The following is a 22,398-nucleotide window of genomic DNA, read 5'->3' on the forward strand; positions in this document are numbered from 1 at the left end:
CACCGCCAGGGTGACTATTTACCCAGCTTGCGCAGTTCATCCGACTCGATCACCCGCACCCCGTCCTGTTCTTCCAGCGCCAGTCGCCACAGCGCACGGGCCAGTTGGCAGGCTTCAATGCCGTGGTACTTGCCCGGAATCAGTTTGGACAATGGCCCGGCGATCTGTTCGGCCAGGCGGGGCTCGACGCGATCACCCAGCAGCAGCGAAGGGCGTGCGATGGTCAGTTGCGGCCAGCTCTGTGCGCGTAAAGATTGCTCCATCTCGCCTTTGACCCGGTTATAAAACACCGAGGATTTGGGGTCGGCGCCAATCGCGCTGACCACCACCAGATGGCGTGCGCCCATTTCCCGGGCGCGCTTGGCGAAAGCCACCACCATGTCATGGTCGACGGCGCGGAAGGCGGCTTCGGAGCCGGCCTGTTTGATCGTGGTGCCCAGGCAGCAAAAGGCCACATCAACCCGGCCACTGAGCTGGGGCAGGAACACCACCGGGTCACCTACCGGGTTTTCCAGGCGCGGATGCGCTGCCAGGGGTTTGCGCGAAGGGGCAAGCACGCGGGTGATGGTGGGCTCATTGAGCAGGCGGTCGAGCAGCAGTTCGCCCGTAAGGCCAGTGGCCCCGGCGAGCAGGATATGTGAAGGCGTCAAGTGCATAGTGTTTCTCCCTTGATACAAACAGCTTAGTCATTGCAGGGGTATTTGCTTACTGCAAAGCCTGTTTTGCCTGTTGCTGACGTAAGCGTTGCCAGTGGGTCAGAACGCCTTTTGGCGCCCATATTTGCGGTTCGGAAGGCTCGTAGCCATCAGCCTGTTCGCGCTCGGCGACATACTGTTTGGCCAGTTTGAAGGCTTTTTGCAGGTCGTCGGTCTGGTTCAGCGCCTGGGCAAACAAGGCATTGCCGAAGTAAGTGAAGTCGGCCTCTTCAGAGCAGCCGAATGACACGCGATCAGCCTGGGATGCCGTCATGATCAGGGTTTTTTCGTCCTTGAGTGCAGGAATGAAACCGCCTGAATAGCAGGATGAAATCACGATGATCTTGTCACGATTTTTTAGCGGGGCCAGGGCTGCCGCCAGTTCGTCGGCGGGCAGGTCGGCCAGTTCCATGCGTGGCTGGTCGAGTACCAGTTCGTGCTCCTGGGTGCCGTGGCTGGTCAGGTAAATGAAAACCAGGTCTTCGGGGCCGGTACGTTTGGCCAGGGTGGTGGCTGCGCGGTGCAGGTTTTCGCGAGTTGCCATGGGCCGGTCGAGCAGATGGTCACGGTGGTTCACCAGGGTGATCTGGCCGTGACTGCCAAAGCGGCTGGCGAGCATGTTGCTGACGTAATCGGCTTCGCGCTTGAAGACGCTTTGCTTGCCGTCGCCTGCCAGTACCAGGCTGTACAGCTCGATGGCCGGGGTGGAAGGGGGCACGCTGGCCAGCGCCTTGTTGAGTAGCGTGCCCTGGTTGAGCAGGCCCAGTTCCAGCGGGTCGGGCAAGAGTGTGCCCTTGGCGTCACGCACCCGTTGGCCGTTGAGCCAGTAGCCGCTTTGGACGGTACCGTCGCTCAGGGTCAGGGTGCCCTGGCCCTGATAGGTGTCTGCGGCGAATTCGCCGTCAAAGTTGCTGCCGTCAGGCATGCTCAAATGGCCAGGGCCGTTGAAGCGCCATTCGTTGAACATGCCGCGATAGTGGCTGCCGTCGATACCGATCAGCTCGCCCTTGCCGGTCAATGCGCCGTCCTTGAAGTCGCCGATCCACACATCGCCGTCGGCATTTTCATAGCGGCCCTTGCCGTTGAGCTGGTTGTGCTTGAACGCGCCCTCATACTGGTCGCCGTCGGCGCTGTTGAACACGCCGTTGCCTTCCAGCTCGCCATTGACGAATTCGCCGACAAACTCATTGCCGCTGGCGTCGCTGCGCCTGCCGGTCCCCTGGGGTTTGCCGTGGGCAAACTGGCCCTGGTACTGGCTGCCGTCTTCCAGCTCCAGATGGCCTTCGCCCGAGAACTGGTCATCCTTGAAGTCGCCGCGATAGCTCAGGGTACCTTGCTTGAGCGTGCCTTCGCCCTCGCGGTTGCCCAGCTTGAACCCGCCCTCGTAGGTGCTGTCGTGGGTAATCAGGCGGCCATGGCCGCTGTACAGGCCTTGGGCGAAATCGCCACGATAGCTATCGCCATTGCTGGCGTGCCACTCGCCCTGGCCGTGCCACTGGCCATTTTTGAAATCCCCTGCGTACCAATTACCGTTCGGGTAGTCGATACGCCCCTGGCCCTGCAGCAACCCGTCAACCACTTCGCCGCGGTAGCGCCCGCCATCGGGCAGGCGTGCGTCGGGCGGTGACAGTGATTCACCGTCACCACAGGCCGTCAGCAGCAGGGTCAAAACAAGGGGGGCAAGTGGGCGCATAACGGGATCCGGTTAATTAAGCCACCGAGTATGCCGCAGCAATACAGGCTGTCTATAGGCTCGGATGAAACATCAACAGTTATTCATGCCAAGGTGTAAGCCAGGGCCGTTGGTCGGCGGGACGTGCTTATAATGCGGCACAAAAATATTCGCTGGAGAGGTGAAATGTTGTTACGCGGCTTGACTTGGCTGGTGCTGTTTCAATTGCTCGGCACAGCCCTCAATCACTTGTTCGTCCCCGTGTTGCCCGGGCCCATTATCGGACTGCTGCTGCTGTTGGGCTTTTTGGTGGTGCGCGGTCAAGTCAGCGAGCCATTGAGTCAGGCTGCCAGCGGGCTGTTGCGCTATTTGCCGTTGTTGCTGGTGCCGCCTGCGGTGGGCGTGATGGTGTATGCCGCCGACATTGCCGCCGACTTCTGGGCCATCGTCGGGGCGTTGGTACTGTCGCTATTGATCTCGATGGCAGTTATCGGTGTGTTGATGCAGCGACTGCTCAAGAACCACAGCCATACCGAGGAGCGGCCATGAATATGCAATGGCAGGGCGCCTGGGAGTCCGTTATCCACCACCCGCTGTTTGGCATCGGTATCACTCTTGGCGCCTATCAACTGGTGCTCGCTGCGTACGAAAAAACCCGCTGGATTTTCCTGCAGCCGGTACTGGCTTCGATGATGCTGGTGATCGGTGTGTTGCTCAGTTGCGGCTTGAGCTACGCGGAATACCGCAAAAGCACCGATATCCTGAGTATTTTGCTGGGCCCCGCGACCGTGGCGCTGGCGGTGCCTCTGTACCTGAACCTGCGGCGTATCCGGCAGTTGTTCTGGCCCATTTTTACTACGCTGGTGATTGGGGGGGTGTTTGCCACCGCGCTGGTGGTGGGCCTGGCCTGGTGGTTCGGCGCCGAGCACATGATGCTGATGACCCTGGCGCCCAAATCCGTCACCTCGCCGATCGCCATGCTGGTGGCCGAGCAGATCGGTGGTGTGGCAGCGCTGGCAGCGGTGTTTGTGCTGATCACCGGGGTGATTGGTGCGATTTGCGGGCCGGGCCTGTTGCGCCTGCTCGGGGTTCACAGCCCTGAGGCCCGGGGTATGGCGCTGGGCATGACGGCGCACGCGGTTGGCACTTCGGTGGCCCTGCAGGAAAGTGAAGAGTGTGGCGCCTTTGCGGCGTTGGCGATGAGTCTGATGGGTGTGGCTACGGCGGTGTTTTTGCCGTTGGCCGTGACCCTCGTGGTGTAAAGGTGAAGCTATGACGTTGCCGCTATTTCCTCTGAATACCGTGCTGTTTCCGGGGTGCGTGCTGGATTTGCAGATATTCGAGGCGCGCTACCTGGACATGATTGCCCGTTGCATGAAACAGGGCACAGGCTTTGGTGTGGTGTGCATCCTCGATGGCCGTGAGGTCGGCAGCGCACCGCAGGATATCGCCGGGGTAGGCTGTGAAGCCTTGATTCGCGATTTTCGGCAGCAGGACAACGGCCTGCTGGGCATTCGCGTCGAAGGCGGGCGGCGTTTTGAAGTGCTGAGCACTGAGTTGCAGCGTGATCAGCTACTGCTGGCGCAAGTTGAGTGGCTGGATGATGTCCCCGAACAGCCCTTGCAGGAAGAAGACCAGGACCTGCTGGCCTTGCTCAAGGTGCTGGCTGAGCACCCGATGGTGGCGGCCCTGAACATGAGTACCGAGGTGGCGGGGCAGCAGTCACTGTCCAATCAACTGGCGTACCTGTTGCCCTTTGCCGAAGCAGACAAGATCGAACTGCTGCAGGTCAATGACCCGCAGCAGCGTCTGGACGGAATACAAGCGCTGCTCGATGAGATCCAGGGCGAAGCCCTCAGCTGATATCAGTAGGCGTAGCGCAGCAGTTCCCTGGACAAGTGCCCGAGCATGAAAAACCCGTAGAGCGCAGTGACTGACGGCAAGATCAGCCACCATATTTTCTGCGGGACCGGCTCAAGGGGCATGAATCGCTGGCTCAACGCCAGGGCGAAGGCGTTGACGGTGATGGCGAGCAGGGCACCTGCGGTGATGTCGGTAGGCCAGTGAGCGCCCAGGTACACCCGCGACATTGCCACGGTGATCGCCAGCAGGCAGCCCAGCAATACCCAGGTTATGCGCATGCGCTGTGGCTGATTGCGCCCGGCGAGGATCGCCAGGGCGACAAAGAACGCAAATGCTCCCGAGCTGTGGCCGCTGGGCATGCTGTAGCTGGTCAGCGGGTCCACCAGCACTTCGGGGCGAACCCGGGCAAAGAAGTGTTTGGTTGCGGTATTGGCCAGAGCAGTGACCAGCGTAACCCCGCCAAAGAACCACATGGCCCGCCATTGCCGGGTAAACAGCAGAATGACGCACACCAGCGCCGCCGCCAAAAACTGCGTGCGGAAGTTGCCGATTTGCGTCACCAGCACGGCGGCGGTGTCCATGGCGCTGCCGCGATGCTCTTGTACCAGGGCGGTGATGCCCTGGTCGAAGGCGCTCATATGCGGATAACCGATAAAAATGGCCAGCAGCAGGGCGAGGCTAAGTGTGCCGATCAGCAGCGTGGCCCGGGGTTGGCGACGGATACTGGCATTGATACTCAAGCCCAGCAGGGCTGCGAGGCCTGCGGCGACAATGCCGGCCTGTAGCCAGAAGCCTTCGGGCAGTGGCAGGCGAATAGCGGCGCCGGTGGCCCAGCCCGGCAGCAGGTAGGCCACCGACCAGCCAGCACCGGCCAGCAGGCTGACACCGATAAAGCGCGGGATCGGCATGTCGCACATCCCGGCTACCATAGGCAGCATGGGCCGCAACGGGCCGATAAAGCGCCCGACCAGCAGGCTAACGATGCCGTAACGATGGAAATAGCTCTCGGCACCGTTCATCCATTCGGGGTGGGTGCGCAAGAAGGGCAAGCGGCGGATGTTCTGGTGGAAGCGTCTGCCAAGGGCGTACGACACCATGTCGCCGAGCAACCCGCCAAGAAACCCCAGCAGTAGTGTTTGGCCCAGGGACAGCGCGCCGCTGCCAGCCATGACGGCAATGGCGAACAGCAACACCGTGCCGGGGACGATGATCCCGGCAATTGCCAGGCATTCGACACACGCCACAATAAATACCGCGAGGCCCAGCCACTGCGGGTTGGCTGTGAGCCAGCCAGTTATGCTATCGAGCCACGGGCCCATGTTTGAATTTCCTTGTTCGGTAAAAATCAAAAGCCCCTCACCCCAACCCTCTCCCGGAGGGAGAGGGGGCTAAAAGGCAAAAGCAGTATTGTGCAGCATCACCCCTCAAGCTCCGCCGCCCGGAGGAGCTAAAGGTAAAAGCAGTGTTGTACAGCAATACAAATCAAGCTCCCTCTCCCTCCGGGAGAGGGCTGGGGTGAGGGTGCTTTCATTGCACAATCAAATAATCGCGCCCCTCGACCTGCCCGCGGCGCAGTGGATTACGGGTACTGTATTTAGCGTAGTCAGCATCGACAAAGCGATACATCAAATGCTCGTCGCGCCCGTGGGGGATGCCCAGACGGGTGGTCTGGATAATCCGCGAAGGCTGTTCTCTGACGTCATCGACCCGCAAGCGTTCGGGATCGAAACATTTTGCATCCCATTCACGGACTTTCAGGCCCAGCGCCTTGCACAGCAGGGTCTGCCCCGCGCACAGTTTGTGTTGCGGGCGGGGGTTGCCCTGGGTATCGGGGTTGTTGAGTTGCATTTGCGCGAGGCTGTCTGGGCCCGCCAACTCGTCCTGCCAGGGGTAGGCCGACTTGATCAGCACTGCATTGCCGGGGCCGTGGGCACTGAAATTCAGCGAATCACCGCCGCGGGCGTAATACATGTAGATGTGTCCGCCATCAAGAAACAGCGCCTTGCGTTTGTCGGTGTAGCCCAGCGAGGCGTGGCTGCCCTTGTCGGTGAGGTAGTAGGCTTCAGTCTCGATAATCCGCGCGCTCAGCCACAGCCCGTTGACCCGATGGCGAATGACTTTGCCCAGCAGTTGGCAGGCAACAAGCTGGGCATCACGATCGAAAAAGGCATCAGGCAGCATCATGGGCATGTGCAGGGCAGTCAGTGGATAGCTGAAAAGGGACAAATCATAGCAAGTCATGCTTAATCGGGGCTGAACGCAGTGTATTTGTAGTCCATTTCGACCATCCGCCTGCCACCGCTGTGCGTAAGGCGGCTGGACCGCTATAATCGGCCGCTTTCCTCCCTGCCAAGACCCTTGAGACCATGACTGAGTCCGTTCTTGACTACATGACCCGCCTGGGTCGCGCTGCTCGCGAAGCCTCCCGCGTGATCGGCCGTGCCAGTACGGCGCAGAAAAACCGTGCCCTGCACGGTGCTGCCGCTGCACTGGATGCCGCTCGTCTGGAGCTGGTTGCCGCCAACGAACTGGACCTGGCCGCCGGCCGGGCCAACGGCCTTGAGCCGGCCATGCTGGAGCGCCTGGGGCTGACCCCTGCACGCATCGACAGCATGATTGTCGGTTTGCGTCAGGTGGCAAGCCTGCCAGACCCCATCGGCGCGATTCGCGACATGAGCTACCGCCCCTCGGGTATTCAGGTAGGCAAGATGCGTGTGCCGCTGGGTGTAGTCGGAATCATCTATGAGTCGCGTCCGAACGTGACCATTGATGCTGCCAGCCTGTGCCTGAAGTCGGGCAACGCAACCATCCTGCGCGGTGGTTCCGAGGCGATTCACTCCAACCGTGCCATTGCCGTGTGCATCCAGCGCGGCCTGGCCGAGGCCGGTTTGCCGGCTGCCGTGGTGCAAGTGGTTGAAGTGACCGATCGTGCCGCTGTCGGCGCGCTGATCACCATGCCCGAGTACGTGGATGTGATCGTGCCTCGCGGCGGCAAGGGCCTGATCGAACGGGTCAGCCGTGACGCCAAGGTGCCGGTGATCAAGCACCTGGACGGTATTTGCCATGTCTATGTCAGTGCCCATGCCGATCTGGCCAAGGCGCAGCGCATTGCGTTCAACGCCAAGACCTACCGTTATGGCATTTGCGGCGCGATGGAAACCCTGCTGGTGGATCAGGCAGTGGCGGCAGCATTTTTGCCGGCAATGGCTGAACAATTTCGCGCCAAAGGCGTCGAACTGCGCGGTTGCGAACGCACCCAAGCGTTGATCGACGTAGTTGCCGCCACCGAAGAAGACTGGAACACCGAGTATCTGGACGCGATTTTGTCGATTCGCATCGTTGACGGGCTGGACCAGGCGATTGAGCATATCAATCACTATGGCTCCCATCACACCGACTCGATCGTCACCGAACACCAGGGCGATGCCCGGCGTTTTATGGCCGAAGTAGACTCAAGTTCCGTGATGCTCAACACACCCACCTGCTTTGCCGATGGATTTGAATACGGATTGGGTGCGGAGATTGGCATTTCTACTGATAAGCTGCACGCCCGCGGCCCGGTGGGTCTCGAAGGTCTGACCTGCGAGAAGTACATTGTGGTCGGTGATGGCCAGTTGCGCGGTCAGGAGCCGGTTTGACTTGGTCAAGCTGAAAGCGTCAGCGCCGGCCCCTGTGATCGACGTGTTACCCCAGCGCATAGGCGTACTGGGTGGAACCTTCGATCCGGTGCATATCGGTCATCTGCGTGGCGGGCTGGAAGTGGCGGAAATGATGGGGCTCGACGAGCTGCGTCTGACCCCCAACGCCAGGCCGCCCCACCGTGACACCCCCCAGGTGTCAGCCCACGACCGTCTGGCGATGGTCGAGTGCGCTGTCGCAGGAGTGGCTACGCTGGTAGTGGACGCCCGGGAGCTGCAAAGGGACAAGCCGTCCTACACGATCGATACGCTGGAATTGATGCGGGCCGAGATGGCCGCGCATGACCAGTTGTTTTTACTGTTGGGTTGGGACGCGTTTTGCGGCCTGCCCACATGGCATCGCTGGGAAGAGTTGCTCCAGCATTGCCATATCCTGGTGCTACAGCGCCCGGATGCCGACAGCGAACCGCCGGATGCCTTGCGCAACCTGCTGGCAGCGCGCTCGGTAAGCGACCCGCTGGCCCTGAAGGGGGCAAGCGGGCAGATTGCATTCGTTTGGCAGACGCCGCTCGCGGTATCCGCCACCCAGATCCGTCAACTGCTGGCCAGCGGTAAGTCGGTACGTTACCTGGTGCCCGACGCGGTCCTGGCCTACATCGATGCGCACGGGCTTTACCGTGCGTCGAACTGAAAAAGGGTGTGTTTCAAGGCGCCAATTGACGTGTATTGAAACACCCGAACATACGAGCAAAACGAGTTTTATATGACTGACAAAGATGTAAGCAAAGTAAAGCGCAAAGGCACCTTCAAAAGCGCCCCGTTGCCAGAAAAAACCTTCAGCGCCGAGCCTTTGAAAGGTGAAGAGCTGGTCAAGGTTGCGGTTGCAGCCCTTGAAGACGTCAAGGCCCAGGATATCCAGGTCATCGACGTGCGTGACAAGCACAGCATCACTGACTTCATGATCATCGCTACCGGTACTTCGAACCGTCAGATCGGCGCGATGCTCGACAAGATCCGTGAAGCGGTCAAGGCTCTGGGCGTCAAGCCGCTGGGCGAAGAAGGCAAGGGCGACAGCGACTGGGTCCTGCTGGACATGGACGACGTGATCGTTCACATGATGACTGCCAGTGCCCGTCAGTTCTACGACCTGGAGCGTCTGTGGGCCGGTGCTGAACAAAGCCGTGCAGGCAGCGCTGCTCACCACAGCCCGGAAAACACCCATGAGCACTTCCTGAAGCTCAACAAAGACCAAGAGTAAGGGTTCGCTGTGCGCCTGCGTTTGATCGCTGTCGGTTCGCGTATGCCCAAGTGGGTGGAAGAAGGCTGGCATGAATATGCCAAGCGTCTGCCATCCGAGCTGGCGCTCGAACTGGTGGAAATACCGCTCAACACCCGTGGCAAGAATGCTGACGTGGCCCGCTTTATCCGTCAGGAAGGCGAAGCCATGCTGGCCAAGGTCGGCCCGGGCGAGCGCATCGTCACCCTCGAAGTGCACGGCAAACCGTGGAGTACAGAGCAGCTGGCGGTTGAGCTTGACCGCTGGCGCCTGGATTCGCGCACGGTGAACTTTATGGTCGGTGGCCCGGAAGGGCTGGCGCCGGAAGTTTGCGCCCGCGCTGACCAGCGCTGGTCGCTGTCGCCATTGACGCTGCCGCACCCGTTGGTGAGGATTCTGATCGGTGAGCAGTTGTATCGCGCCTGGACAGTGCTGTCCGGGCACCCGTATCACAAATAGTCAGCGCTCTGAATGACTCAGCCGATCCGCCTTAAAGACCACGAGAAAGACGCACGCCTTGTGCGCGGACGAGTCGTGGTCGGTGCGATTGTCGTTGTGGCCCTGATTTGTGTACTGCTCGCGCGGCTTTATTACCTGCAGGTGGTGCAGTACGACTATCACTCCACCCTGTCAGAAAACAACCGGGTGCATGTGCAGCCGATCCCGCCTACCCGCGGTCTGATTTTTGACCGTAATGGCGTGGTTATCGCGGACAACCGTCCAAGCTTCAGCCTGAGCATGACCCGCGAGCGCTCCGGCGACTGGCAGCAAGTGCTCGACGTTATTGTTGAAGTACTGCAACTCACGCCTGAAGATCGCGCCCTGTTCGAAAAGCGCATGAAGCAGGGGCGGCGGCCATTTGAGCCGGTGCCCATTCTGTTTGAGCTCAACGAAGAACAGATCGCCCGGATTGCCGTGAACCAGTTCCGCCTGCCCGGCGTTGAAGTGGTTGCGCAGTTGGTACGCCATTACCCGCAGGGTGCGCATTTTGCCCACTCGGTGGGTTACATGGGGCGGATCAACGAGAAAGAGCTTAAAACCCTCGATCCGGTCAACTACAGCGGCACCCATCACATCGGCAAGACCGGCATCGAGCGTTTCTACGAAGCCGAGCTGCACGGTCAGGTGGGTTACGAAGAAGTCGAAACCAATGCCCGTGGCCGCGTGTTGCGAGTGCTCAAGCGTACCGATCCGATTCCTGGCAAAGACATCGTCCTGAGCCTCGATATCAAACTGCAAGAGGCGGCCGAAGAGGCCCTGGCAGGCCGTCGTGGCGCGGTGGTCGCACTCAACCCGATGACGGGGGAAGTGCTGGCCATGGTCAGCCAGCCGAGCTTTGACCCCAACCTGTTCGTGACCGGTATCAGCTTCAAGGCCTATGCCGAACTGCGTGATTCGATTGATCGGCCATTGTTCAACCGCATCCTGCGCGGCCTTTATCCACCGGGTTCGACGATCAAGCCCGCGGTGGCGATTGCTGGCCTGGACAGCGGCGTGATCACCGGCTCGTCGCGGGTTTACGACCCCGGCTATTACCAGTTGCCCAATTACGATCACAAATACCGTAACTGGAACCGCACCGGTGATGGCTACGTCGATCTGGATACCGCAATTATGCGTTCCAACGACACCTATTTTTATGACCTGGCCCACAAGCTGGGCATTGACCGCCTGTCGAGCTACATGAACCAGTTCGGTATCGGCCGCAAGGTCTCGCTGGACATGTTCGAAGAGTCCGCCGGGCTGATGCCGTCCCGCGAGTGGAAACGCGCCACCCGGCGCCAGGCCTGGTTCCCGGGCGAAACACTGATCCTGGGTATCGGCCAGGGTTATATGCAGTCCACACCCCTGCAACTGGCCCAGGCCACCGCGTTGATTGCCAGCAAAGGCAAGTGGATCCGTCCGCACCTGGCCAAGACCATCGAGGGCGTGCCGCCGGTGGACCCGGACCCGGTGCCGGATATCGTCCTGCGTGATCCGTCCAACTGGGCCAAGGTCAACCACGGCATGCAGCAAGTGGTGCATGGCGCCCGCGGCACGGCGCGGGTGGCGGGCGTTGGCGCGCAATACCTGATTGCCGGCAAAAGCGGTACGGCGCAGGTGGTTGCGATCAAGCAGGGTGAGAAATACGACCGCTCCAAGGTTCAGGAACGCCACCGCGACCACGCCCTGTTTGTCGGTTTTGCCCCGGCCAACAACCCGCAGATTACGGTCTCGGTGATGATTGAAAACGGCGAAGCCGGTAGCCGCGTAGCCTCGCCAGTGGTGCGCAAGGTCATGGACGCCTGGTTGCTGGGTGAAGACGGCAAACTCAAACCCGAGTACGGCGGCCCCGTAAAGGCAGAGGTTACGGCCAATGATGAGTAATTTTGACCGCATCCTCTCCAGTGAGGACGTGATGCGTCGACGTGCCACGCTGCTGCAGCGTCTGCATATCGATGGCCCGCTACTGATCCTGTTGCTCACCCTGGCCGCCGGCAGCCTGTTCGTGCTGTATTCGGCCAGCGGCAAAAGCTGGGACTTGCTGAGCAAACAGGCAACGTCGTTCGGCATCGGGCTGGTATCAATGTTTGTCATCGCTCAGCTGGAGCCGCGATTTATGGCGCGCTGGGTACCGGTCGGCTATCTGATCGGGGTGATGTTGCTGGTGGTGGTGGATGTCATGGGTCACAACGCCATGGGTGCCACACGCTGGATCAATATTCCGGGGGTGATCCGCTTTCAGCCCTCCGAGTTCATGAAAATCCTGATGCCGGCGACCATCGCCTGGTACCTGTCCAAGCGCACCTTGCCGCCGCAACTCAAGCATGTGGCGGTCAGTCTGATGCTCATCGGGGTGCCTTTTGCCCTGATTGTGCGCCAGCCTGACCTGGGCACGGCCCTGCTGGTACTGGCGGGTGGTGCGTTTGTATTGTTCATGGGCGGGCTGCGCTGGCGCTGGATCCTCAGCGTGCTGGCAGCGACGGTGCCTGTGGCGGTGGCCATGTGGATCTTCGTGATGCATGACTATCAGAAGCAGCGCGTGCTGACCTTCCTTGACCCTGAAAGCGACCCGCTGGGCACTGGCTGGAACATCATCCAGTCCAAGGCCGCCATCGGCTCGGGCGGGGTGTTCGGCAAGGGCTGGCTGCTGGGCACCCAGTCGCACCTGGACTTCCTGCCTGAAAGCCATACCGACTTCATTATCGCGGTGATGGGCGAAGAGTTCGGCCTGGTCGGCATTTGCGCGCTGCTGCTGATTTATCTGCTGTTGATTGGTCGTGGCCTGGTGATCACTGCCCAGGCCCAGACCCTGTTCGGCAAATTGCTGGCAGGCAGCCTGACCATGACGTTTTTTGTTTATGTTTTCGTCAACATCGGTATGGTCAGTGGCCTTCTGCCGGTGGTGGGCGTGCCATTGCCATTTATCAGTTACGGCGGCACTTCGCTCGTGACGCTGTTATCAGCGTTTGGGGTTTTGATGTCGATTCACACACATCGCAAGTGGATCGCACAAGTTTGATTAAGGTGAATTATTCAATGCAAGCAATGCGTGGCTGGGCCGCTCGATACGCGTCGTGGGTGGGCCTGCTGGGTCTGTTCGGGAGCGCACAGGGTGCGCTGGCCGGTGACTACGAAGGCTCGCCCCAGGTGGCTGAGTTCGTAGGCGAAATGACCCGTGATTACGGATTTGCCGGCGAGCAGCTGATGGGGGTGTTCCGCGAAGCCGAGCGCAAGCAGAGCATCCTCGACGCCATTTCGCGCCCCGCCGAACGGGTCAAGCAGTGGAAAGAATACGGTCCGATGTTCTTGACCGACGCCCGCGTCGCCCGCGGTGTCGATTTTTGGCGTGAGCACGAAGCCGTACTGGCCCGCGCCGAGCAGGAATATGGCGTTCCGGCTCAGGTCATTGTGTCGATTATCGGCGTCGAGACCTTTTATGGCCGTAACACCGGCAATTATCGGGTGATCGATGCGCTGTCGACTCTGGGGTTCGATTACCCGCCGCGCGCCGAGTTTTTCCGTAAGGAACTGCGTGAGTTCCTGTTGCTGACCCGCGAAGAGCAGGTCGACCCGCTGACCCTCAAGGGCTCCTATGCCGGGGCGATGGGGCTGCCGCAGTTCATGCCCAGCAGCTTTCGCGCCTATGCCGTGGACTTTGACGGTGATGGCCATATCAATATCTGGAGCAATCCGGACGATGCCATCGGCAGCGTTGCCAGCTACTTCAAACGTCACGGCTGGGTAGCCGGTGAGCCGGTGGTGATTCGCGCCGACGTGACCGGCGATCGCGCCGATGAAGGCCTGACCCAGGGCATTGAGCCGGTCAAGACCGTCGGGGAGTTGCGAGCGCTGGGCTGGTCGAGTCATGATGCGCTGCGCGACGATATGCCGGTCACGGCGTTCCGTCTTGAAGGCGCCGACGGCCCTGAATACTGGATGGGCCTGAAGAATTTTTATGCGATCACACGCTATAACCGCAGCGTGATGTACGCCATGGCAGTGCACCAACTGTCCGACCTGCTGGTTCAAGCACGGGGCAACAAGTAATGCCGTTTCTAGCGATCCGCACACCTTTGAAACTCGCTGCCTGCGCCGCTATTGCGCTGCTGGTGGTGAGCTGTTCGAGCAGCCGCACGCCGCCACAAACGTCGGCGGGCGTCACCTCCAAGCCGGGCCTGGACATCAACCGCGCGCACAAGGACGGCGCGCCGTGGTGGGACGTCGACGTGTCGCGCATCCCTGATGCCACGCCGACCCTGCACACCGGCGCGTACAAGGCCGCGCCGTACTCGGTGCTGGGCAAGACCTACTTCCCGCTGCAAGAGTCCAAGACCTATGTGGCGTCGGGCACGGCGTCCTGGTACGGCACCAAGTTTCATGGTCAAAACACCGCCAACGGCGAAGTGTATGACCTGTACGGCATGAGTGCGGCCCACAAGACCCTGCCTTTGCCCAGCTACGTCAAGGTGACCAACCTCGATAACGGCAAGGCCGTGATCCTGCGCGTCAACGACCGTGGTCCTTTTTATTCGGACCGCATCATCGACTTGTCCTACGCCGCTGCCAAAAAGCTCGGCTATGCCGAAACCGGTACGGCCCGGGTCAAGGTTGAGGGTATTGACCCGCAAGCCTGGTGGGCGCAGCGTGGTCGCCCTGCGCCGCTGATGCTCAACGAGCCGAAAATGGCCCAGAACACTGCACCGACCGTGTCCACCGGCAAGGTTGAGCAATGGACACCGCCCGCGCAGCAGCATGCTGCCGATGTGGTCCCGGTCACCCCGATGGCCAAGGGCCAGGGCACCTATCTTCAGGTGGGTGCATTTGCCAATCCGGACGCTGCCGAGTTGCTTCGCTCCAAACTCAGTGGCATGGTCAGCACCCCAGTGTTTATCAGCTCGATTGTGCGCAATCAGCAAACCTTGCACCGTGTGCGCATGGGGCCAATAGCCTCGGCGGGTGAGGTGGCACAAACGCAAAACAGCGTGCGCCTGGCCAATCTGGGCCAGCCGAGCGTTGTGACGTCGGATCAGTAACACCGATCAAAGCGTTGGTCCCCGGGGAACCGGGGCCCAAACGCAGTTGCAGAGGTCAAGAATAAAAGCCCTTCCAGGGGCCGGGACTGCAACTGAATACGCGGCAGTCAGTCAAAAGACTGCCTGTACAGTTTTGCCCGCGAGGGTAAGTTTCCATTAACAACTTCGAGAGACGGATGAACATCACCACCTTTGCCAAACGCCTGTGCCTGCTAGTACCGCTGATCGTCACTCCTGCCGCCTGGGCAGTCGAGATGATGCCGTCGCCACCACAACTTGCAGCCAAGTCCTATGTTCTGATGGATGCCAGCAGCGGTAACGTGCTGGTCGAGAACAACGGCGACCAGCGTCTGCCGCCAGCCAGCCTGACCAAGCTGATGACCGCTTACATCGCGACTCTGGAAATCCGTCGTGGCCAGATCGGCGAAAACGATCCGGTAACCGTCAGCGAAAACGCATGGCGCACCGGTGGTTCGCGGATGTTCATCAAGGTCGGCACCCAGGTGTCGGTCAGCGACCTGTTGCACGGCATCATCATTCAGTCGGGTAACGACGCCAGCGTCGCCCTGTCCGAGCACATTGCCGGCAGCGAAGACGCTTTTGCCGACATGATGAACAAGACTGCCGGCGACCTGGGCATGTCCAACAGCCACTTCATGAACCCGACCGGTCTGCCGAACCCAGAGCATTACTCCTCGGCTCACGACATGTCGTTGCTGGCTCGCGCCATCATCCACGAAGACCCGACTCACTACGCGATCTACTCGCAGAAAGAGTTCTTCTGGAACGGTATCAAGCAGCCTAACCGCAACCTGTTGCTGTGGCGTGACAAGACCGTTGACGGTCTGAAAACGGGTCACACCGACGAAGCCGGCTACTGCATGGTGTCTTCGGCTGTACGTGATGGCATGCGCCTGATCGCCGTAGTGTTCGGCACCAACAGCGAAGCGGCCCGTGCTGCCGAGACCCAGAAGCTGCTGACCTACGGTTTCCGTTTCTTCGAAACTCAGACCTTCTATCAGAAGGGCACCGAGCTGGCTCAGGCCCCGGTCTGGAAAGGCACCACCAACCAGGTCAAGGCTGGCCTGGCTGATGACCTGACCATGACCCTGCCTAAAGGCCAACTGAAAAAGCTGGCTGCAAGCATGACCATGAACCCGCAACTGATGGCTCCTATCGCCAAAGGCGATGTGATCGGCAAGGTTGAGGTCAAACTCGACGACAAGGTTGTGCACAGTGCTGACTTGATCGCCCTTGAGCCCGTTGAGGAAGGTGGTATTTTCCGACGCGTTTGGGACAGCATCCGTCTATTCTTCTACGGTCTGTTCAACTAATAGCACCCACCTGCATGGCCCCGCGCTTACACGGCGTGGGGTTATCTCTGTAGCTCAAGGCTTACGAGGCCAATACGCCATGACCGATACCGAAGTAAAGGCGCCAAAGATCGAATTCCCCAACGTGGATTACCCGGTTAAGGTGATCAGCGACACGGGTGTGGGCAACAAGGACAAGATCATCGACATCGTCAAGAAACACGCGACGGTCAACGATGATCGTGTCGACGAGCGCCAGAGCACCAACGGCAAGTACACGACGATCCAGCTGCATATCGTGGCAACCGATCAGGATCAGCTCTACAACATCAACAGCGAATTGCGAGCCACCGGCTTCGTACATATGGTGTTGTGATGTCACAGGTCTTGGGTATTCGTGAGCTGGGTGTGCTTGATTACGAGCGCACCTGGTTGGCGATGCAGCGATTCACCGATGAGCGCAAGCTGGTTCCGGACACGCAAGACGAAGTCTGGCTGGTGCAGCATCCGCCGGTGTTTACCCAAGGTCAGGCAGGCAAGGCCGAGCATCTGCTGCTGCCTGGGGATATCCCGGTGGTCAAGTCGGATCGCGGTGGTCAGGTGACCTATCACGGCCCAGGCCAATTGGTTGCCTACCTGATGCTCGACGTGCGCCGGCTGGGCTATGGCGTGCGTGAGCTGGTCACGCGGATGGAACAGTGCCTGATCGACCTGCTCGCCAGCTATGGCGTAAGCGCTGCAGCCAAGGCCGATGCGCCGGGGGTGTATGTCGATGGCGCGAAAATCGCCTCATTGGGCCTGCGGATCCGCAATGGCTGCTCCTTCCACGGTCTGGCCCTGAATGTGGACATGGACCTGGAACCGTTTCGACGGATTAACCCCTGTGGCTATGCGGGGCTGGCGATGACCCAGCTGCGTGACCATGCAGGGCCGATTGAATTTGCCGAGGTAGGTGCCCGGCTGCGCTCGCAGCTCGTCAAACACCTCGACTATGCTGAGCAGACGACCCTGACGGGCGGAATCGATTGATATGACTACTGCGCAAGACGCTGTTCAAACCCTGATCCCAACGCTGGATATCTCAGAACGTGCAGCCCGCGCCAGCGAGGCCCGTTCCAAGGTTGAGACCGGCGTCAAGTTGCGCGGTGCCGAGAAGGTTGCGCGTATCCCGGTAAAGATCATTCCGACCACCGAACTGCCGAAGAAGCCTGACTGGATTCGCGTGCGTATTCCGGTATCTCCGGAGGTCGACCGCATCAAGTCCCTGCTGCGCAAGCACAAACTGCACAGTGTGTGCGAAGAAGCTTCGTGCCCGAACCTTGGCGAGTGCTTCTCGGGCGGTACCGCGACCTTCATGATCATGGGCGACATCTGCACCCGTCGTTGCCCGTTCTGTGACGTGGGCCACGGCCGACCGAAGCCACTGGACACCAATGAGCCGCAAAGTCTGGCGATTGCCATTGCTGACCTGCGTTTGAAGTATGTGGTGATCACCTCGGTAGACCGCGATGACCTGCGTGACGGCGGTGCCCAGCACTTTGCCGACTGCATCCGCGAGATCCGCAAGCTATCGCCGGGCGTACTGCTCGAGACCCTGGTTCCGGACTACCGTGGCCGCATGGACGTAGCGCTGGAAATCACCGCAGCCGAGCCGCCTGACGTGTTCAACCACAACCTCGAAACCGTTCCGCGTCTGTACAAGGCTGCGCGTCCGGGCTCCGATTACCAGTGGTCGCTGACTCTGCTGCAACGCTTCAAGCAGATGATGCCGCACATTCCAACCAAATCCGGCTTGATGCTGGGCCTTGGCGAAACGGACGACGAAGTGATCGAAGTGATGAAGCGCATGCGCGAACATGACATCGACATGCTGACCTTGGGCCAGTACTTGCAGCCATCGCGCAACCATTTGCCGGTACAGCGTTTCGTGCACCCGGACGTTTTTGCCTGGTTCGCCGAAGAAGGCTACAAGATGGGCTTCAAAAACGTGGCATCCGGTCCTCTGGTACGTTCTTCGTACCACGCTGATGAACAAGCCAAGCTGGTCAAATCCATGCTGGTGAGTGCCTGACCCCATGACTAACCGGCTCACCGCGCCAGTGTCCTTCAAGGCCCACAGCGCGGTGCCCGCGTTGCCCGCTGGCGGGGTGATCGCCCTGATCGCCCCGGCAGGCCCTGGCGAACTTGATCTGAACCTCGCGACCCAATGGATGCATGCACGCGGCTACCAGCTGCGTGTATATCCGGGGGTGTGGCAAAGGGAGGGTTATCTTGCCGGCTCGGATGCAGAGCGCTTGCGCGACCTGCATGATGCTTTTGCCGATGACAGCGTCGATGCCATTTTCTGCCTGCGTGGGGGTTATGGCTGCCCGCGTTTGCTTGATGGTATCGATTTTGAGCTTCTACGCGGTCATCCCAAGCCGTTTGTCGGCTATAGCGATATTACCGCGTTGCATTTGGCGATCACTCGTTACGCGGGCTTTGTGACCTTTCACGGGCCGATGCTGAACGCCGATCTCCTGGGCAACAAGCAAGCACCCACCGAGTCCTCGCTGCTGCACATGCTTAGCGGGCAACAGCCGCCAACGCTGGAGCATCCGCTGGCTTATCCATTGACGACCATTGCTTCTGGCTGTGCCAGTGGCCGTTTGCTGGGTGGCAACCTGTCGATGATTTGCGCGGTGATGGGCACGGCGTTTGAACTGGATGGCGAAGAGATCATCCTGTTTATCGAAGACGTCAACGAGCCACTGTATCGGGTCGACCGCCTGCTCACGCATTTGCGTCTGGCGGGCAAGCTCGACAGGTTGCGCGCAGTGCTGGTGGGGGATGTGGCCGGCGTTGAGCGTGCGGCGCTGGAGCAATTGCTCACCCAGGAACTGGGCGGGCTGGGTATTCCGGTACTTGCCGGTTGGCGCAGCGGGCATTGCGACCCGAACCTGACATTGCCGATGGGGGCACAGGTCAGGCTGGATGCGGATCAGCAGTTGTTGGTGCTTGAGCAGGATGTAGTCAAGGTCAAAAGCCCCTCACCCTAACCCTCTCCCGTAGGGAGAGGGGACTGATCGGATTGATGCAGGATTCAGCTCCAGCCTTTCAGACGGTAGAGATCTCACCGGCTACGCAAACTCTCCAGCAACTTATGACTCGGATAGCCATCTGCTGGCCAGCCCATGGCCTGCTGGGCGCTGCGAATAGCCTTGCGGGTATTGGCGCCAATAATACCGTCTGCGTTACCCGCATCGTAATTGCGCTGGCTCAGCAGCATTTGCAGTTCGACCCGCTCGGAGCGGCTCAGCGGTCGGTCATCCTTTGGCCAATCAGCCAAAATGGTCCCGCCACCGCCGAAGCGCTGAGACAACAAGCCCACCGCCAGTGCATAGGACGACGAGTTGTTGTAACGCAGGATGGCGCGGAAGTTATCCAGCACCAGGAACGCCGGCCCACGGTAGCCCGCAGGCAGCAGCAGGGTGGCACTCAACTGCTCTGAACCGGCTGCGCTGGCGGGTGCCTTGACCCCCAACTGCTGCCATTCGGCAACACTCTTTTTGACGGCGCCATCTGCCAGTGCGTAATCGAACCCGGCAGGCAATGTAACCTCATAGCCCCACGGCTGGCCTTGTTTCCAGCCCGAGCTTTGCAAATAGTGCGCAGTCGAGGCCAGGGCGTCGGCGGAGCTGTTCCAGATATCGCGACGGCCATCACCATCGAAATCCACGGCGTGGGTTTCATAGGTGGTGGGGATAAACTGGGTCTGGCCCATTGCGCCCGCCCACGAGCCGAGCATTTTGTCGGGGCTTATATCGCCTTCCTGAATGATCTTCAGTGCAGCGATCAATTGGCTTTGGGCAAACTCCGGGCGGCGCCCTTCATAGGCCAGGGTCGCCAGGGAGCGAATGACTGACTTGTTGCCCTGGAACGAGCCAAAATTGCTTTCCATGCCCCAGACTGAAACCAGTGCCTGGCGATCTACCCCATAACGCTGTTCGATGCGGCTCAGCAGCTCGGCGTTTTGCTCCAGCAAACGCTGACCGTTACGCACGCGCAAAGGCGATAGGGCGCCGTCCAGGTATTCCCAGACCGGGCGGCTGAATTCCGGCTGGCTGCGATCAGCCTTGATCACGCTCATGTCCGGTGTAATGCCGGCAAAGGCGTTATCGAATACCTGCGGGTTGATTCCGGCCTTGAGTGCTTGGGCGCGGAAACCGGCTTGCCACTCGCTGAAGCTTTGCGCGGGCTGAACAAGGGGGGTGTCGCTGCCTGGTACAGGCGCGCTGGTGATTACCGCAGGTGCCGGAGGTATCACAGGCAAGGTTTGAGCATCGGCTGCGGTCGGTTTCTCAGCGCAGGCGACCAAAAGGATGACGCTGGAAGCAGCGATCAGTTGGCGCATCGGCCAACGGCGTGTATGACGTGAGAGCATGCGCAGGTCCAGGTAATGCAAAACAGAAGCAGACCTTATCATCCCCGCCGTCAGGCAGCCAGAAAGTAAAAAGCCTCCCGGTCTCTCGACTGGAAGGCTTCGCGGCGGTAGCTGCCTTTGCCTTTGGCGGGGCGTTCCTGGCGGCTGCGGAACAGGGGTTGGGCAACGATGGATTTGGCCTTGTTCGGGCGCTTGCTCATGGCATTTGCTCTCGCTTGAGTTGAACAAGCGCAAATCATCGGCCAGATTTTTTGCGTTGTCCAGTGGGCGGGGCTGAGCGGTAAAGCCCTAGCCTTGGCGGATCACTCCGCCGGCAAATTCAGCCGTTGCCCACACATCAATAAAGTGAGTCGACTCAGGCTGCTCCAGGCCGAGCCTGCTGCCTGGCCTTTGATCTGGGCATCAATACGCTGCGCGTCCAGTAACAATTGTGCCCAGCGCTGCGCTGAATAACGCTGCAAAGCTTTGCTCATCAGCGGTTTGCGCTTGTCCCACACCGGTGGTCGCGCCTGACTGAACGCCTTGTCCAATGGCGTGCCCTGGCTGTATTGCAGGGCAATATTGGCCAGTACCCGCAGCTCGCGGGCCAGGGCCCACAGGATCACAGGAGGCTCCACGCCTTCACCACGCAAGCCTTCGAGCATGCGCAGGGCATGGGCAGCCTCGCCGTTAAGTACCGCATCCACCAGGCCAAACACATCAAAACGCGCACTGTCAGCCACTGCGCCTTGCACGGTTTCGACAGTGATTTGCCCGTCTTCAGCCATCAACTTGAGCTTTTCGATTTCTTGCGCGGCAGCCAGAAGATTGCCTTCAACCCGCGCGGATATCAGCTCCACTGCGTCATGGGTGGCGGACAGCCCGGCCTGCGACAAGCGCTGGCGAATCCATTGCGGCAACTGGTTGGCGTCCACTGGCCAGATCTGCACGAACTGGGTATGAGCGCCTTCAACCAGCGCCTTGCCCCACTTGGTCTTTTGAGCGCTGCCATCGAGCTTGGGCAGGCTGATCAGCAGCAGGGTGTCTTCGGCAGGGCGCGAGCAATATTCGATCAGTGCCGCAGCGCCCTTGTCACCAGGCTTGCCCGAAGGCAGGCGCAGCTCCAGCAGACGCTTTTGCGCAAACAGCGACATGCTGGCTCCGGCTTGCAGCAACGAGCCCCAGTCAAAGCTGGCGTCGGCGCTGAACACCTGGCGTTCATCGAAACCTTGCTGGCGAGCGGTGCTGCGAATGGCGTCTGCGGCTTCCTGGCACAGCAGCGGGTCATCGCCGCTGATGATGTAGACCGGCGAGAGGGTGCCTTGCAGATGCTTGGCGAGTTGGGCAGGGGCGAGTTTCATAGGGCCATAACGATAGCGGGGCGCTTGAGCGCCCCGTATGCCTTACTGGTTTTGCAGTTCGAGAGGCGACTGTTGAGGAGTTTCCTCTTGAGCCTTGCGTGCAGCTTCGATGGCATCGGCTTCAGCCTTGGCCTTCGCTTCGGCTTGCTGTTGCAGTATTTCCAGCTGGGCCGGGGTCAGTTGTTCCAGGCGCAGAACCAGTTGCTGGATCAGGTCGCGGCGCAATTCCTTGCGAACCATGACGCCTTCCTGGGTGCTGCCGGCCACGTTGCTGCCGTCCTGCAGATAGACCTTGTAGGCCTCAACCTTGTCACTCAATAGCGTCAGATGGTTCGGGCCCTGAATTTCGTACTTCACCACGCTGTTCAACTGATACTCGGCAGTACTCGTGTTGCCGGTGTAGCTGGCAGAGCGCTGGGTATCCTTCTCGTCGGTCAGAACCAGTTTATATGGCGCGTTGGCGGTGATTTTCACGCCGCTGTTTTCCAGCACCTGACGCAGCTGACGTACTGTGTCGCCATAGGCGTTGCGCGCGCTGACATCGAGTTCGGTGATCGTCAGCTGGTTGGTGCCGGTACCGCGCAGTTGAAAGCCGCAGGCGCTCAACAGAACCGCGAGCCCCATCACCAGCAAATTGCGTTTGATCATGTGTTGCTCCCCTT

General features: G+C 60.2%; 24 protein-coding genes. 16 read left to right on the plus strand and 8 right to left on the minus strand.

The annotated features are described in order from the left end of the window. Positions 1 to 14: 14 nt before the first annotated feature. Both CJU81_RS18485 and CJU81_RS18490 read right to left on the minus strand, forming a co-directional pair. Positions 15 to 656, minus strand: coding sequence for an oxidoreductase (locus tag CJU81_RS18485; protein ID WP_095029972.1), 642 nt, complete (start codon positions 654 to 656; stop codon positions 15 to 17). 49 nt (positions 657 to 705) lie between these two features. Beyond that, entirely contained in the window at positions 706 to 2,388 is a 1,683-nt protein-coding gene (locus tag CJU81_RS18490; RefSeq protein WP_095037780.1) for a C13 family peptidase, read from the minus strand. Between the two features lie 165 nt (positions 2,389 to 2,553). Between CJU81_RS18490 and CJU81_RS18495 the strand changes: the two genes are divergently transcribed. The 3 genes from CJU81_RS18495 to CJU81_RS18505 are packed head-to-tail and all read left to right on the plus strand — an operon-like array spanning position 2,554 to position 4,230. Then, the gene (locus CJU81_RS18495; RefSeq protein ID WP_095037781.1) at positions 2,554 to 2,916 is read left to right on the plus strand and encodes a CidA/LrgA family protein; all 363 of its coding nucleotides are present in this window, start codon (positions 2,554 to 2,556) and stop codon (positions 2,914 to 2,916) included. Positions 2,917 to 2,918: 2 nt separating this feature from the next. Beyond that, positions 2,919 to 3,629 carry an LrgB family protein gene (locus CJU81_RS18500; protein WP_412763090.1) on the plus strand — a complete coding sequence of 237 codons (711 nt, stop codon included), beginning with the start codon at positions 2,919 to 2,921 and terminating at the stop codon, positions 3,627 to 3,629. A gap of 10 nt (positions 3,630 to 3,639) precedes the next feature. Beyond that, positions 3,640 to 4,230, plus strand: a complete 591-nt coding sequence (locus CJU81_RS18505; RefSeq protein ID WP_095037783.1) for an LON peptidase substrate-binding domain-containing protein — start codon at positions 3,640 to 3,642, stop codon at positions 4,228 to 4,230. Positions 4,231 to 4,232: 2 nt separating this feature from the next. Here CJU81_RS18505 and CJU81_RS18510 read toward each other — a convergent pair whose 3' ends face one another. Both CJU81_RS18510 and CJU81_RS18515 read right to left on the minus strand, forming a co-directional pair. Next, positions 4,233 to 5,549 carry a bifunctional DedA family/phosphatase PAP2 family protein gene (locus tag CJU81_RS18510; RefSeq protein ID WP_095037784.1) on the minus strand — a complete coding sequence of 439 codons (1,317 nt, stop codon included), beginning with the start codon at positions 5,547 to 5,549 and terminating at the stop codon, positions 4,233 to 4,235. A gap of 208 nt (positions 5,550 to 5,757) precedes the next feature. Beyond that, positions 5,758 to 6,420, minus strand: coding sequence for a DNA-3-methyladenine glycosylase (locus CJU81_RS18515; protein ID WP_095037807.1), 663 nt, complete (start codon positions 6,418 to 6,420; stop codon positions 5,758 to 5,760). 176 nt (positions 6,421 to 6,596) lie between these two features. On the opposite strand from CJU81_RS18515, the gene CJU81_RS18520 reads away from it, so the two are divergent. The 13 genes from CJU81_RS18520 to CJU81_RS18580 all read left to right on the plus strand — a co-directional run bounded on the left by CJU81_RS18520 (position 6,597) and on the right by CJU81_RS18580 (position 19,011). Beyond that, positions 6,597 to 7,868, plus strand: a complete 1,272-nt coding sequence (locus CJU81_RS18520; protein ID WP_095037785.1) for a glutamate-5-semialdehyde dehydrogenase — start codon at positions 6,597 to 6,599, stop codon at positions 7,866 to 7,868. Continuing rightward, positions 7,837 to 8,559 (plus strand): nicotinate-nucleotide adenylyltransferase, encoded by a 723-nt coding sequence (nadD, locus tag CJU81_RS18525; RefSeq protein WP_254924895.1) that lies wholly within the window; start codon positions 7,837 to 7,839, stop codon positions 8,557 to 8,559. Before CJU81_RS18520 ends, nadD begins: the two co-directional genes overlap by 32 nt. 72 nt (positions 8,560 to 8,631) lie before the next feature. Then, complete coding sequence (rsfS, locus tag CJU81_RS18530) at positions 8,632 to 9,126, plus strand: ribosome silencing factor (protein WP_016779261.1); 495 nt, start codon at positions 8,632 to 8,634, stop codon at positions 9,124 to 9,126. Positions 9,127 to 9,135: 9 nt separating this feature from the next. After that, the gene (rlmH, locus tag CJU81_RS18535; protein WP_003444191.1) at positions 9,136 to 9,603 is read left to right on the plus strand and encodes a 23S rRNA (pseudouridine(1915)-N(3))-methyltransferase RlmH; all 468 of its coding nucleotides are present in this window, start codon (positions 9,136 to 9,138) and stop codon (positions 9,601 to 9,603) included. Between the two features lie 12 nt (positions 9,604 to 9,615). Beyond that, a complete protein-coding gene (mrdA, locus tag CJU81_RS18540) occupies positions 9,616 to 11,511 on the plus strand; it encodes a penicillin-binding protein 2 (protein ID WP_095037786.1) in 1,896 nt (631 codons plus the stop codon). A gap of 31 nt (positions 11,512 to 11,542) precedes the next feature. Beyond that, positions 11,543 to 12,646: a rod shape-determining protein RodA gene (rodA, locus tag CJU81_RS18545; protein ID WP_176464876.1), complete on the plus strand. Its 1,104-nt coding sequence runs from the start codon at positions 11,543 to 11,545 to the stop codon at positions 12,644 to 12,646. 17 nt (positions 12,647 to 12,663) lie between these two features. Next, positions 12,664 to 13,674 (plus strand): lytic murein transglycosylase B, encoded by a 1,011-nt coding sequence (gene mltB / locus CJU81_RS18550; RefSeq protein ID WP_095037788.1) that lies wholly within the window; start codon positions 12,664 to 12,666, stop codon positions 13,672 to 13,674. Beyond that, complete coding sequence (locus CJU81_RS18555) at positions 13,674 to 14,660, plus strand: septal ring lytic transglycosylase RlpA family protein (protein WP_095029983.1); 987 nt, start codon at positions 13,674 to 13,676, stop codon at positions 14,658 to 14,660. The genes mltB and CJU81_RS18555 overlap by 1 nt, the downstream gene beginning before the upstream one ends. Before the next feature lie 176 nt (positions 14,661 to 14,836). Further along, positions 14,837 to 15,994 (plus strand): D-alanyl-D-alanine carboxypeptidase family protein, encoded by a 1,158-nt coding sequence (locus tag CJU81_RS18560; protein WP_095037789.1) that lies wholly within the window; start codon positions 14,837 to 14,839, stop codon positions 15,992 to 15,994. A gap of 79 nt (positions 15,995 to 16,073) precedes the next feature. After that, positions 16,074 to 16,349: a DUF493 domain-containing protein gene (locus tag CJU81_RS18565; protein ID WP_003444178.1), complete on the plus strand. Its 276-nt coding sequence runs from the start codon at positions 16,074 to 16,076 to the stop codon at positions 16,347 to 16,349. Continuing rightward, the gene (gene lipB, locus CJU81_RS18570) at positions 16,349 to 17,002 is read left to right on the plus strand and encodes a lipoyl(octanoyl) transferase LipB (protein ID WP_088378888.1); all 654 of its coding nucleotides are present in this window, start codon (positions 16,349 to 16,351) and stop codon (positions 17,000 to 17,002) included. The genes CJU81_RS18565 and lipB overlap by 1 nt, the downstream gene beginning before the upstream one ends. Position 17,003: 1 nt before the next feature. Beyond that, the gene (gene lipA / locus CJU81_RS18575) at positions 17,004 to 18,044 is read left to right on the plus strand and encodes a lipoyl synthase (protein WP_095037790.1); all 1,041 of its coding nucleotides are present in this window, start codon (positions 17,004 to 17,006) and stop codon (positions 18,042 to 18,044) included. 4 nt (positions 18,045 to 18,048) lie between these two features. Further along, positions 18,049 to 19,011, plus strand: coding sequence for a S66 peptidase family protein (locus tag CJU81_RS18580; RefSeq protein ID WP_095037791.1), 963 nt, complete (start codon positions 18,049 to 18,051; stop codon positions 19,009 to 19,011). Between the two features lie 74 nt (positions 19,012 to 19,085). Here the strand turns inward: CJU81_RS18580 and CJU81_RS18585 are convergent, their stop codons facing one another. The 4 genes from CJU81_RS18585 to CJU81_RS18600 all read right to left on the minus strand — a co-directional run bounded on the left by CJU81_RS18585 (position 19,086) and on the right by CJU81_RS18600 (position 22,384). Beyond that, positions 19,086 to 20,396, minus strand: coding sequence for a lytic murein transglycosylase (locus tag CJU81_RS18585; RefSeq protein WP_095037792.1), 1,311 nt, complete (start codon positions 20,394 to 20,396; stop codon positions 19,086 to 19,088). Between the two features lie 50 nt (positions 20,397 to 20,446). Further along, positions 20,447 to 20,596 (minus strand): alternative ribosome rescue factor ArfA, encoded by a 150-nt coding sequence (gene arfA / locus CJU81_RS18590; protein ID WP_003444166.1) that lies wholly within the window; start codon positions 20,594 to 20,596, stop codon positions 20,447 to 20,449. Positions 20,597 to 20,698: 102 nt separating this feature from the next. Continuing rightward, positions 20,699 to 21,736, minus strand: coding sequence for a DNA polymerase III subunit delta (gene holA, locus CJU81_RS18595; protein WP_095037793.1), 1,038 nt, complete (start codon positions 21,734 to 21,736; stop codon positions 20,699 to 20,701). 42 nt (positions 21,737 to 21,778) lie between these two features. Beyond that, positions 21,779 to 22,384 (minus strand): LPS-assembly lipoprotein LptE, encoded by a 606-nt coding sequence (locus tag CJU81_RS18600; protein ID WP_095037794.1) that lies wholly within the window; start codon positions 22,382 to 22,384, stop codon positions 21,779 to 21,781. Positions 22,385 to 22,398: the final 14 nt, after the last annotated feature.

The sequence above is a fragment of the Pseudomonas fragi genome (assembly GCF_002269505.1).
GTDB lineage: Bacteria > Pseudomonadota > Gammaproteobacteria > Pseudomonadales > Pseudomonadaceae > Aquipseudomonas > Aquipseudomonas fragi_D.

Bases quoted from the DNA above. Each gene is read 5' to 3' on its own strand.
- arfA (WP_003444166.1), bottom strand. From the start codon at position 20,596: ATGAGCAAGCGCCCGAACAAGGCCAAATCCATCGTTGCCCAACCCCTG.
- CJU81_RS18520 (WP_095037785.1), top strand. From the start codon at position 6,597: ATGACTGAGTCCGTTCTTGACTACATGACCCGCCTGGGTCGCGCTGCT.
- CJU81_RS18500 (WP_412763090.1), top strand. From the start codon at position 2,919: ATGCAATGGCAGGGCGCCTGGGAGTCCGTTATCCACCACCCGCTGTTT.
- lipB (WP_088378888.1), top strand. From the start codon at position 16,349: ATGTCACAGGTCTTGGGTATTCGTGAGCTGGGTGTGCTTGATTACGAG.
- CJU81_RS18565 (WP_003444178.1), top strand. From the start codon at position 16,074: ATGACCGATACCGAAGTAAAGGCGCCAAAGATCGAATTCCCCAACGTG.
- CJU81_RS18495 (WP_095037781.1), top strand. From the start codon at position 2,554: ATGTTGTTACGCGGCTTGACTTGGCTGGTGCTGTTTCAATTGCTCGGC.
- CJU81_RS18580 (WP_095037791.1), top strand. From the start codon at position 18,049: ATGACTAACCGGCTCACCGCGCCAGTGTCCTTCAAGGCCCACAGCGCG.
- CJU81_RS18555 (WP_095029983.1), top strand. From the start codon at position 13,674: ATGCCGTTTCTAGCGATCCGCACACCTTTGAAACTCGCTGCCTGCGCC.
- mrdA (WP_095037786.1), top strand. From the start codon at position 9,616: ATGACTCAGCCGATCCGCCTTAAAGACCACGAGAAAGACGCACGCCTT.
- CJU81_RS18505 (WP_095037783.1), top strand. From the start codon at position 3,640: ATGACGTTGCCGCTATTTCCTCTGAATACCGTGCTGTTTCCGGGGTGC.
- holA (WP_095037793.1), bottom strand. From the start codon at position 21,736: ATGAAACTCGCCCCTGCCCAACTCGCCAAGCATCTGCAAGGCACCCTC.
- CJU81_RS18510 (WP_095037784.1), bottom strand. From the start codon at position 5,549: ATGGGCCCGTGGCTCGATAGCATAACTGGCTGGCTCACAGCCAACCCG.
- CJU81_RS18585 (WP_095037792.1), bottom strand. From the start codon at position 20,396: ATGCTCTCACGTCATACACGCCGTTGGCCGATGCGCCAACTGATCGCT.
- lipA (WP_095037790.1), top strand. From the start codon at position 17,004: ATGACTACTGCGCAAGACGCTGTTCAAACCCTGATCCCAACGCTGGAT.
- CJU81_RS18490 (WP_095037780.1), bottom strand. From the start codon at position 2,388: ATGCGCCCACTTGCCCCCCTTGTTTTGACCCTGCTGCTGACGGCCTGT.
- rsfS (WP_016779261.1), top strand. From the start codon at position 8,632: ATGACTGACAAAGATGTAAGCAAAGTAAAGCGCAAAGGCACCTTCAAA.
- CJU81_RS18600 (WP_095037794.1), bottom strand. From the start codon at position 22,384: ATGATCAAACGCAATTTGCTGGTGATGGGGCTCGCGGTTCTGTTGAGC.
- mltB (WP_095037788.1), top strand. From the start codon at position 12,664: ATGCAAGCAATGCGTGGCTGGGCCGCTCGATACGCGTCGTGGGTGGGC.
- rodA (WP_176464876.1), top strand. From the start codon at position 11,543: ATGCGTCGACGTGCCACGCTGCTGCAGCGTCTGCATATCGATGGCCCG.
- CJU81_RS18560 (WP_095037789.1), top strand. From the start codon at position 14,837: ATGAACATCACCACCTTTGCCAAACGCCTGTGCCTGCTAGTACCGCTG.
- CJU81_RS18485 (WP_095029972.1), bottom strand. From the start codon at position 656: ATGCACTTGACGCCTTCACATATCCTGCTCGCCGGGGCCACTGGCCTT.
- nadD (WP_254924895.1), top strand. From the start codon at position 7,837: ATGGCCAGTTGCGCGGTCAGGAGCCGGTTTGACTTGGTCAAGCTGAAA.
- CJU81_RS18515 (WP_095037807.1), bottom strand. From the start codon at position 6,420: ATGCCCATGATGCTGCCTGATGCCTTTTTCGATCGTGATGCCCAGCTT.